Genomic DNA, 10,394 nt, shown 5'->3' with positions numbered 1-10,394 from the left:
CCAGCGAGGCCGCTGAAGTCGAGCGCGCTACCACCGCCAGTCCCAGGCAAGCGGCCCCTGTCCCAGCATCGTCCGCGAGAGCGCGCCCGCTGGCACCACGCTCGTTCGTTGCCGTGGGAACCTGCTGGCATACGCTCCAACGGGCCCGACTGGAGCTTGGCCCCCGCGCTGACGAAAGGCTGTGACGATGCGCTTACGAACCTGGAGCGTGCTCCTGGTGCTGCTCACCGCCTGCGCGAGCGCGCCCGTCCCGCGGACGATGCCACAGCCCCACTCCTTCGCATCGACTCCCACTACGGGCCCGCACATCCGGCTCGTTTCCGCGCCGATGGAGCCGGCACCGGAACGGTCGTGGATTGGAAAGGCGGACCTGGACAAGGCCAGGGCACTGCTGTCTCGGGCACGCAAAGACCTGGAACCGCGTCAGTGGAAACAGCTGGACCGCGAGCTCACCGCAGCGGAACGGGCCTTCGAGCGCTTCTCGCGCGCCGCGAGGACGAGCGGGCAAGCCACTGGGGTGGCGAGGGGAGCCGAGGGCCTCGCTCAGGCTGGACGCGCAAGCCAGGCCTCTTTGGCGCTCTCCAGGGTGGGCCCGGTGCTCGTGGCCCTCGTCCTGCTCTGGCCCGCCAGCACCGCCGGTCCGGAGTCTGACCGCCGTCCACCCTGGGTCGATGCTCAACGGGAGTTCGAGGCACGGCTGCGGGACGTCTCGGAATCCTCGCGGCAACTCATGGTGGAGCTCGAGGCCCAGCCTCGCGCGGCGAAAGCACCGGCCCCGGGGCCCTCGCTGCCGAATCAACTCGCGTCCACCCTCCTGGAGGAAGACGACCCGAGATGTAAACCCGTCCCGGTGCCTCACCTGGGCGGTAATGACCCGCACAACCTATGCGCCGACCTGATGCCGAACAACAGCTTCCCCGGCTGGGATGTGTTGGTGAATGGGAAGAACTTCGACGCGCTGCAACTGGCCACGCGCACGCTGTGGGACGTCAAAACGGATGACTTTGAAACACAACCGCCCCGGTCACAGGACTTCTTTGTCAAAGTGAAGCTGCCAGAGTTGAAGCGAGAGAAAGCGCTAGCCACCGCGTGCGGATATGACTTTGTCATCGGGGTTCGCAGCAGGGCACACAAACAAGCGTTGTCCCGAGCGGATCCCAACCTCAAGGTCGTTATCATGGATTGGTGTTGAAATGCCGACCACTCAAGACTACTTCAACCTCGTCGTCTATGCGCCGGTGCTCGTGGGGCACGATGGACGCCCTCTCGCGATCGTTCACGGTATGGAGCGAGCAGTGCCCGGTTTACGGTTGGGGTGGACGACTTCTGGAAAAGAAGACCTCATTGCACTGCCTGATCGCGATGAGTGGGTAGCGTCAGACAGGACAGACGGCGGGTTTCCGCTCCTCTGTAACGATGACGACCATCACGTCGTGACACTCACCGGGTGGGAAAGCCTGGCAGGCCCCTGCGACGAGCCGCAGTTTGAAGTCCATGCGAGGCTGCCAGTGAATGCCACGGTGGTCGCGGCATCGATGGGTGTGTTGGAGGTTGTGGCGGAAGGCGCACACGCCCGCTGGGGGCATATGACCCCCTTCGGTGCAGCGGGGGACATTGCCGAGCAGACGGCGCCCACGTTGGCCGGGCCACCTTCTCCACCCCGGGGGCTGCCAGCGCTCAAACTCTTCCAGCACATCCGCGCGCCGGAGATTCCCTATTACCTCGGGTGGCTCAACTACTGGTCGGATGCTGCCGCACGAGCCATCGGCTTTCCGGACCCCGCCCGCGACACGGAGCTGCTCTCACGCGCACGGCGCACCGCGACGGGCGGGTGGGTCGTGCAGCTCACCGATGCGCCGCTCGACCTGGACAACCCCGCCCACCTGGACGCGCTCAAACGGGCCTACGCGCGCTTCCCCGAGATCGGCGGGCGCGCGGCCCCATAGCTCCAGACGTTCGGGGCGGCTCACCCCCGCTGCTTGCGGCGGCGCGACATGATGCGGCTCAGGGCCTCCTCGGTGATGCCGAGATAGGCCGCCACGTCGCGCTGGGGGACGCGGCCCTTCAGGTGCGGGTGCTCCTCCCAGAACCGCACGAGGCGCTCCTCCGCGGTCAGGTCGAGGAACTCCTGCTCGCGGCGCTCCTTGAGGATGAAGTGGTGCTCCGCCACCCGCCGCGCCAGCCGCTCCCAGCACACGTGGCCCCGCTCGAGCGCCTCGAGGTCGCGCGTCCGGAACACCAGCACGCGGCTCGGCTCGAGCGCTTCGATCGCCGTCATCGAGGGCCGCTGTTGCAGCATCTCCGCGTAGGCGCCAATCAGCTCGCCCTCCGCGCGGAACGCCTTGATGGACTCGGCGCCGCTCGCCGACACACGCACGGCCCGGAAGACCCCCTGGAGGACCAGCGCGAAACGGTCCGACGGCGCTCCGGGCTGGAGGAAGAGCTCACGTTTGGCCAGCACCTGCTCCGACGCCAGCGCCTCCGCCTTCTCCCACTCGCCCGCGGGGAGGGAGACCTGCGCCGCGAGGCGCTCGAAGAGCTTCGGGAATCTCATGGGGGAGCCCCTCGGGTTGACCCAGGTCAAGGCGGCGACCGGCCCGGATGCCATACATCAGCACGAATGACCTTGAACATCTACGCCGTGGCCACGCCCTTCGTCATCGTCCTGGCGCTCGCGGAGTTCGCGTACTGCGTGGCGAGGCGCAACGGCTACTACAGCTTCCAGGACTCCATCGCGAGCATGGGGACGGCGGTGATGAACCAGTGCGTCAACGTGGCGGTGGCGCTGCTGGTGCTTCCCCTCTTCACGAGGCTCGGTCAGTTCGCTCCGTGGCAGCTCGACGTCTCGTCGCCGCTGTCGCTGGTGGCCCTCTTCCTCGGGGTGGATTTCCTCTTCTACTGGTTCCACCGCTTCGGCCACCGCACCAACATCGGCTGGGCGGCGCACTCGCCCCACCACTCCACGGAGGAGCTCAACTACGCGGTGGCGCTGCGTGCGAGCGTGACGCAGCGGCTCTTCTCGTTCCTCTTCTACTGGCCGCTGGTGCTGGTGGGCTTCCCACCCGAGGCGGTGCTGGCGATGGTGGCCTTCCACCTGGTGCTGCAGTTCATCCCGCACACCCGCGTCATCCCCAAGCTGCCCCGGTGGGTGGAGTCCTGGCTGAATACGCCCTCGCACCACCGCGTGCACCACGCGCGCAATGACGCCTACATCGACAAGAACTACGCGGGCTTCCTCATCATCTGGGACCGGATGTTCGGCACCTACGCCGAGGAGGTGGAGCCCTGTTCCTACGGCCTCACCACCCCGGCGAACACGTGGGACCCGACGGCCATCAACTTCCAGGCCTGGGCCCGGCTCATCGGCGACGCGCTCGCGACGAAGAGCACGTGGGACCGCTTGCGCATCTGGGTGATGCCCACGGGCTGGCGGCCGGCGGACCTTCCCCCGCGCTCTCTGGGCTACTGGAAGCAGGACGGCGTGGAGGTGAAGTTCTCCTCGACGGAGCTGCCCGGCATCCGGCGCTACCTCGTCTTCCAGTTGTTCGCGTCCATGCCCTTCATGCTCCTGGTGAGCCACCATGCCTCACCGCTGTCGGGCTGGAGCAAGCTGGTGCTGAGCCTGCTGCTCTGGGGCATGGCGACCGCCTGGAGCGGGATGCTGGAGTCGAAACGCTGGAGCCTGCCGCTGGAGCTGGCGCGGGTGCTCGTCATGGGCGTGGCGGTGACGGTGTGGATGATGCGGGCCGGCGCGCCCCAGGCGTGGAGCGCCCTCTCCGCGGCCTGGCTCGCCCTCTCGCTCACCTGGCTGGTGGTGGGGGTCATGGGGCCGCTCCGGCCCCACGTGGCGGCAAGGCCCGACGGAGGCTGAGCCACTCACGTCTCCAGCCAGGCATCAAAACGGAGTACCCATGCCTGGGCTACCGGCTTCGTGAGTCGAGCTGATGCTCCGGCGTGCCGCTGACCGTAACGGGAGGAAGGTCGAGCGTGGCGAGTTGCGACGGCGTCCGCGCCATCGCGTGCACTTCGCCGCTGAAGCTGCGGAGCGCGAGCCCCACGTCCTCGCAGACCCGCCTCAAACTGGCCGCCGAGTGCAGGCTGATATGTCCATTGCGCGGGCTGGCGTACCACCAGTCGCCTTCAACGCGCTCCGGGCGGAGGAGCGTCAAGAAAACGCAGACGCCGCCTCGGGAGAGGCTGGCCAGTTCGAAGAACAGCCGGCGCTGGTCGGGCACGTGCTCGACCACCTCGAAACAGGTCACGAGGTCGAAGGATTCGGTGGGTTTCCCGCTCGAGTCATAGAAGGGGTCCCAGCTCACCGCGTCGATTCCCACCTCTCGCAGGCTGCGTGCGAGCAGGCCCTCGCCCCCACCGTAATCCAGGACACGCATGCCTGGCCGCGCGAACCGCGCCACCCACGCCGCCAGCCTCGTCGGCCGCTCGAACGCGAATGGCGGGTCCGCCAGACCATACTCCTCGTTGTAGATGCGCCGCTTGAACGTCTGGGGATCCCAGCCGTGGAGTTCAGGGGCCCACAAGAAGCCGCAGCCCAAGCATTCGACGTACGAGACGCGCCCCTCGTTGGCGGGATACAGGCGTCGGCCTTCGAAGTAGCAGTTGCACGAGACGTTGAACTCTTTTCGGAACACCTCGCGTGCATCGGCGGCGCGGCAGACGGGGCACGAGAGGGGCATGACACGTGCGTGCATGTTCCTTGGGGGGACGAGAACGCCGAAACCTTACGGGTTTCCGCCTCCCTCCTCCAGTGCAGGAAAAGATATGGTGGAGACATGAAGGATCTCGTGATCGGCCTTGCCAACGGCGTACACGACAGTGCGATTGCGCTCTGTTCGGATGACGGGGTGTTCGCCGAAGCATTCGAGCGGCATGTGCAGGTGAAGCGGGCGGTTGGCTGCGCGGGTCTGTTCTCATCGTGGCGGCCGCTCCGAGCGGCTCTGCGCCATATCGGTATCGACACCGCGGCCCTTCGGCGTGCTTCATTCCGGACCACCTGGCAGCTCGGCGATGACGACTTCGACGTCCTGCGTCGTACGCTGTCGAGCGCAGGCACCGACAATGGCTTCACCGCCATGGTCGCCGGCAACACCGCCTGGGACTCCACGACCGAGATCCAGCTCGGCTGGATCCTGCGGGGCGAGTTCCCTCACGTCTACCCGCCACTCCGGGAAGCGCTGCCCTCCGGCTCGGGAGTGTCGCTGCGCTCCGTCGTGCCCAGCACCGAGCCCGTCGAGCTCGACCGTGCCGCCGTGTCACACCACCTGGCGCACGCAGCCAACGCGGTCTACACGTCACCCTTTGACCGCTGTGTGGCTCTCGTCATCGACGGCGCGGGAGAGCGCTCGAGCATCAACGTGTTCTCGTTCGCTGACAACACCTTCCAATCAGTGTCGTCGACGGACGCCAGCCACAGCCTCGGCCTCCTTTACGCCGCCGTCACCCAGCTGTGTGGCTTCCAGTATTGGGAAGGCGAGGAGTGGAAGGTGATGGGCATGGCGGCGCATGGCCATCGTGAGCCCGAGCTGTACCGGTTCTTCCACGATCGCACCCACGTTGACGGCCTCCAGGTAAGGCTCGCATTGGGCCCGTCGTGGGTCGGCGAGTTGTCCACGCTGCTTCGTCCCGGGCGCGGCGAGGCGGGCGTCCTCCGGGCGGCGAACCTGGCGCGCTCGTTCCAGGACTATTTCGCTGACACCGTCGTGGCGCTCGTGAAGAACGTGCATGCCCTGGGGATCTCCGACGATCTCGCCTACAGCGGCGGCTGCGCCCTCAACTCGGCTGCGAACGGGCGCATCGTGCGCGAGACCGGGTTTCGCCGGCTCCACGTGCCAAGCGCCCCGGCCGACGACGGCAACGCGCTCGGCGCCGCGCTGTACGAGCGCCATGCGGTGCGGCGCCTCCCACGAAAGCCGGTGATCGCCTCACCCTATCTCGGCACCACGATCGATCTCGACGAGCTCGAGCGCGCGTTGTCGTTCGCGACGTTCGACGCCGTCCGCATCGACGACGAGCAGGAACTGTGCGACCGCACCGCCGCGGCCCTCGCTCGAGGAGAGATCATCGGATGGATCCAAGGGCGCGCTGAGTTCGGGCCTCGCGCTCTGGGGAACCGATCGATTCTCGCCGACCCGCGGCGCGGAGACATGCGCGACATCATCAACCGGCGCGTGAAGTTCCGCGAGCAGTACCGTCCGCTGGCGCCGGCGATCCTGCACGAGCACGGCGAGCGTTTTTTTCAGGGCTACGAGGAGAGCCCATACATGGAGCGAGCGCTCCCCTTCCGGGAAGAAGTCAAGGCGCTCGTCCCCGCGGTGGTGCATCTCGACGGTACCGGGCGGTTGCAGTCCGTCACGCGGGAGAGGAACGCCCGCTTCCACGCGCTGCTCAGCGCGTTCGAGCGTCACACGGGCATTCCGATGCTCGTCAACACCTCCTACAACGTCATGGGCAAGCCGATCTCCCACAGCGCGACCGATGTATTGACGGTCTTCGCCACGACCGGGCTCCATGCCCTCGTCGTGGGCCCATGGTGGATCCGCAAGCGCGCATGACCCTTGGGACAGTCGCGCGCCTCGCAGGTCCACGACGCGCTCACCGTGGTCAGGCGGCGCATGCGGTGCCGCTGTCAGGAGCTGTTGCAGCCGCGCTCGAGAGAGGGCAGAAGGCGCGCGGCGGTCTCCTGGTGACTTCGCCAGTCCGCCGTTCGCTGGAGGCGAAATGTCCCGGACGTGGAGCATGGTGGCCGCGATGTGGCTCGCGGCCTGTAGTACGCAGGTGTCCTCTCCCCAGGAGGAGAGCGCGGCACCGCACGTGGACGAGGTGGCTCCGAGAGGGGAATGGGGTGGAGTGCTGGAGATCCTCGTGGTGGATGCTCCATCGCTCCGGGAGCATCGCCTGGAGTATGTCCTCGTCGAGGGGCAGCGGCGTCACCCGGTGGTCTTCAGCGGGAGGGCGCCCGCGGGGCTCCGCAGTGGCGTGAAGCTGAAGCTGCGCGGGCGGCGGGTGGGCGGCCAACTCATCGCCGAGGAAGTCGAAGTGGACACGCGGGCTGCGGCCCTCGAGGCCTCCGCCGGAACCTGTGGCGTCACCGGAGTGCAACGCAGCCTGGTGATACTGGCGGCGTTTCCAGGCATGCCGGCGCCGGCCAACACCCTGGAAGAGACGCGAGAGATCTTCTTCTCCACCACGCGCCGTTCGCTGGCCGGCTATTGGCACGAGGTGTCCGAGGGCCGCACCACCACCACGGGCGACGTGGTGGGCTGGTACACGCTGGACCGCGCCTATTCCTGTCAGGACACCCATGCCATGCGCGAGGCGGCCCTGCGGGCGGCGGACGCGGACGTGGACTTCACCCGGTATGACCGCATCTTCATCGTCCATCCCATGCCCCAGGAAGGTTGCTTCTATTCGGGCCAGGCCACGCTGTCCTGCGGCGAGCTGCCGACGCCGGACGGTACGGTCTCGGCATCCACCGCGTGGCTCGTCGCCGAGTACATGGACCCGCACGACAAGGCCGTGGAGCTGGTGACGCACGAGGCGGGGCACAACCTTTCGCTGAACCACGCGAACTCGCGTGACTTTGGTGCCGGGCCGCTCGGGTACCTGGGCAGCCAGGGCGTCATCACCGAGTACGGGGACCTCTTCTCCTCCATGGGCTCCTGGAACCTGGGCCACTACGCGGCACCGCACAAGGCCCGCATCGGCTGGCTGGCACCTTCCGCCGTGGCCGAGGTGGATGGCGTGAACGGAACCTTCACGCTCGCTCCCGTGGTGTCGTCCGGCATGTCGTCCGGTGGCTTGAAGGCTCTCAAGGTGCGCCGGGGTTCCACGGACGGCGGTTGGCTCTGGCTGGAGTACCGCCAGCCCCTGGGCCTCTATGAGGAGACACTGAATCACCCGGTATCCGGCGGCGCGCTCGTGCACTACGAGGACGAGGCGACGAGGGATGGCTCGCATCTGCTCGACTTCACGCCGGAGACCTCGTCCTGGAGCGACCCGGCCCTGCTGCCGGGAAGGACCTGGGACGACCCGTACAGCAACCTCTCCGTGACGGTGGAATCCGCCACCTCCGCGGGGCTCACGGTGCGCGTCGGGTATGGCCAGAAGCCGTGCGTGCGGGCGCCTCCCCACGTGCAGGTGACATCCTTCGCGGACACCGCCTGGCCCGGTGGCCAGCCGGAGTTCGAGCTCGCCCTCACGAATCAGGACTCGGCGGGTTGTGGCCCCAGCACCTTCCAGCTCGGCGCCATCCTCCCGGCCGGATGGAGCGCGGACCCGTTGCCCGCGCAGCTCACGGTCGCGGCGTCGAGCACGGCCTATACGACCCTCCAGACGTATGTGCCCTATCGCGCGGAGCCAGGGCTGTACACCACGGGAGTCGCCGCCACCCGCGACGGCTACACGGTCCAGGGGACGGCCACGATGCGGATTGTCGAGCGCTGCATCTCGTCGCCGCCCACGCTGACGCTCTCGCCGGGCACGGTGAAGGCGGCCCCTGGCTCGTCGGTCACCTGGACGGTGAACGTGACCAACAACGACTCCGCCTCGTGCAATTGGGTCTGGTACGACTTCGTGTCCACCCTGCCGGAGGCCTGGGAAACGGACTGGTCCGATTGGGGAGTAAACCTTCCTCCAGGTGGCGCCTTCTCCTTCACGATGACGAAGTCCATCCCGGTGAATGCCTCCGGGCTCCACACCGTGGATCTGCGAATCCTGCAGGAGGACTTCGGTCTCGCGGCGAGCGCCACGGCCACCGTGGAAGTGGTCGAGCAACCCGCCGTCTCGCCTTCGGACACGCCGTAGGTGAGGCAGCCCGGTTTCGAGCAGGCCCATGGACAGGCCTTCTTCGACATGGCCTACCTGCTGCTGCACCAGATGCTGAAGACGCCCGCGGCGCCGCGGATGGACATTGCCCGGCGCCTGACATCTGGCATGCGGCGGCCTGTCGCCGCGTAACACCTCGGGCAGCGGTGCCTTGCTCCCGGTGTGGGGGGGGTGACAAGAAGGGCGGGTGCCACCATCTGGCGCGGCGGGTCGGTGTGCGCCAGCGAGTACGGTCGAGCCTCGACAGTGAGGGGACGTTGCTCCCCTGGCTGGTCAGCCCCTGCCCGATCCCCACGAAATCGAACATGGAGAGAGTCGCTCCGATGAGTCAGCTCAATCCCGTCAGTCCCGAGAACCTTCGCGATCCGGTCCCCCTCTACCGGGAGCTCCGGGAAAACCACCCCGTGCATTGGGTCGAGGAAATCCAGTCCTGGCTCGTCACCCGGCATGACGACGTCATCAACTGCTTCCGCTCTCCCGATCTGAGCGCCGACCGGAGCAAGTTCTTCGAGCTTCAGTTCCGGATGCTGGGACTGGAGCTGAAGGAGGCGCAGCTGCTCGTCGACACGGTGCGCCGGCAGATGGTGAACCAGGATGGCGCGGCCCACATCCGTCTGCGCCGGCAGGCCAGTGTGGGGTTCATGCCCCAACTGATCGACTCCTGGAGACCGGCCATCCGCGGCATCATGAACAAGCTGATGGATGAGGTGCAGCAGCGCGGCCACATGGACCTGGTGCAGCAGGTCTCCTACCAGCTGCCCGCCCAGGTCATCGCCGAGGTCCTCGGCATCCCCGTCGAGGACCGCGAGAGCTTCCAGGAGTGGACCCAGCCCATCTTCCAGCTCAGCAGCCCCACGGTGGGCACGGATATGATCGACCTGGTGCACAGGTCCGAAGCGGCCATGCACCAGTTCGACGCATACCTGCGCAACCTCATCGCGGAGCGCCGCCGCAACCCCGGACCCGACATCATCAGCCACATGACCCACTTCCAGGGTCCGGGCCAGATGAGCGAGGACGAGCTCGTGGCCAACAGCGCCCTCATCCTCTCGGCCGGGCACGCCACCACCACGGATCAGATCAGCAATGGTGTCTACGAGCTGCTGACCCACCCGGACCAGCTCCAGCTCCTGCGGAGCAACCCCAACCTGATGAAGCCGGCCGTGGATGAAATCATGCGTTTCAACCCGACCATGCCCTTCATCAACCGCTTCGCCATCCGGGACTTCCAGCTGCGGGGGCAGACAATCCGCGCCGGCCAGATGGTGTTCCTGGGGATGGCCTCCGCCAACCGCGACCCGTCGGTGTTCGAGGATCCGGACCGCTTCGACATCACCCGCGACAGCACCCAGCACAAGAACCTGAGCTTCAGCTTCGGGCCCCACCACTGCCTGGGAGCGGTCCTGGCCCGGCACGAGCTGGAGCTCACCTTCGAGGTGCTGCTGGAGCGGCTGCCCGCTCTCCGGCTGGACGAGAGCAACCCGCCGAAGCTCAAGAGCGACACCCTGCTCTTCCGGGGCTTCAACTCGCTGCCCCTCCGGTGGTGAAGCACG

The 10,394-nt window shown here is 67.2% G+C and carries 9 protein-coding genes; 7 read left to right on the top strand and 2 right to left on the bottom strand.

Going from position 1 to position 10,394, the window contains the following annotated elements; genetic code table 11:
- The first annotated feature begins 208 nt into the window (after positions 1–208).
- Positions 209–1,192, top strand: coding sequence for a DUF6310 domain-containing protein (locus BO221_RS56980; protein ID WP_233166657.1), 984 nt, complete (start codon positions 209–211; stop codon positions 1,190–1,192).
- Positions 1,098–1,946 carry a DUF5953 family protein gene (locus tag BO221_RS51835; protein ID WP_369866346.1) on the top strand — a complete coding sequence of 283 codons (849 nt, stop codon included), beginning with the start codon at positions 1,098–1,100 and terminating at the stop codon, positions 1,944–1,946. Before BO221_RS56980 ends, BO221_RS51835 begins: the two co-directional genes overlap by 95 nt.
- Positions 1,947–1,966: 20 nt before the next feature.
- Here the strand turns inward: BO221_RS51835 and BO221_RS51830 are convergent, their stop codons facing one another.
- The gene (locus BO221_RS51830) at positions 1,967–2,554 is read right to left on the bottom strand and encodes a Crp/Fnr family transcriptional regulator (RefSeq protein WP_073568363.1); all 588 of its coding nucleotides are present in this window, start codon (positions 2,552–2,554) and stop codon (positions 1,967–1,969) included.
- A gap of 66 nt (positions 2,555–2,620) precedes the next feature.
- Here BO221_RS51830 and BO221_RS51825 point away from each other — a divergent pair, with 66 nt between their 5' ends.
- Entirely contained in the window at positions 2,621–3,871 is a 1,251-nt protein-coding gene (locus tag BO221_RS51825; protein WP_073568362.1) for a sterol desaturase family protein, read from the top strand.
- A gap of 49 nt (positions 3,872–3,920) precedes the next feature.
- Here BO221_RS51825 and BO221_RS51820 read toward each other — a convergent pair whose 3' ends face one another.
- Positions 3,921–4,709 carry a class I SAM-dependent methyltransferase gene (locus tag BO221_RS51820; RefSeq protein ID WP_083682796.1) on the bottom strand — a complete coding sequence of 263 codons (789 nt, stop codon included), beginning with the start codon at positions 4,707–4,709 and terminating at the stop codon, positions 3,921–3,923.
- Between the two features lie 81 nt (positions 4,710–4,790).
- Here BO221_RS51820 and BO221_RS51815 point away from each other — a divergent pair, with 81 nt between their 5' ends.
- The 4 genes from BO221_RS51815 to BO221_RS51805 all read left to right on the top strand — a co-directional run bounded on the left by BO221_RS51815 (position 4,791) and on the right by BO221_RS51805 (position 10,388).
- On the top strand, positions 4,791–6,569 hold the full coding sequence (locus tag BO221_RS51815) for a carbamoyltransferase C-terminal domain-containing protein (protein ID WP_073568360.1): 1,779 nt from the start codon (positions 4,791–4,793) through the stop codon (positions 6,567–6,569).
- Between the two features lie 166 nt (positions 6,570–6,735).
- Positions 6,736–8,820 carry a hypothetical protein gene (locus BO221_RS51810; RefSeq protein WP_073568359.1) on the top strand — a complete coding sequence of 695 codons (2,085 nt, stop codon included), beginning with the start codon at positions 6,736–6,738 and terminating at the stop codon, positions 8,818–8,820.
- The gene (locus BO221_RS55290) at positions 8,821–8,973 is read left to right on the top strand and encodes a hypothetical protein (RefSeq protein WP_158080068.1); all 153 of its coding nucleotides are present in this window, start codon (positions 8,821–8,823) and stop codon (positions 8,971–8,973) included.
- 191 nt (positions 8,974–9,164) lie between these two features.
- Positions 9,165–10,388 (top strand): cytochrome P450, encoded by a 1,224-nt coding sequence (locus BO221_RS51805; RefSeq protein WP_233166656.1) that lies wholly within the window; start codon positions 9,165–9,167, stop codon positions 10,386–10,388.
- The last annotated feature ends 6 nt before the right edge of the window (positions 10,389–10,394 follow it).

This window comes from Archangium sp. Cb G35 (assembly GCF_001896145.1).
GTDB classification, from domain to species: domain Bacteria; phylum Myxococcota; class Myxococcia; order Myxococcales; family Myxococcaceae; genus Archangium; species Archangium violaceum.
Note: the sequence above shows the minus strand (reverse complement) of the source record. Positions and strands in the feature narration are given on the sequence as shown.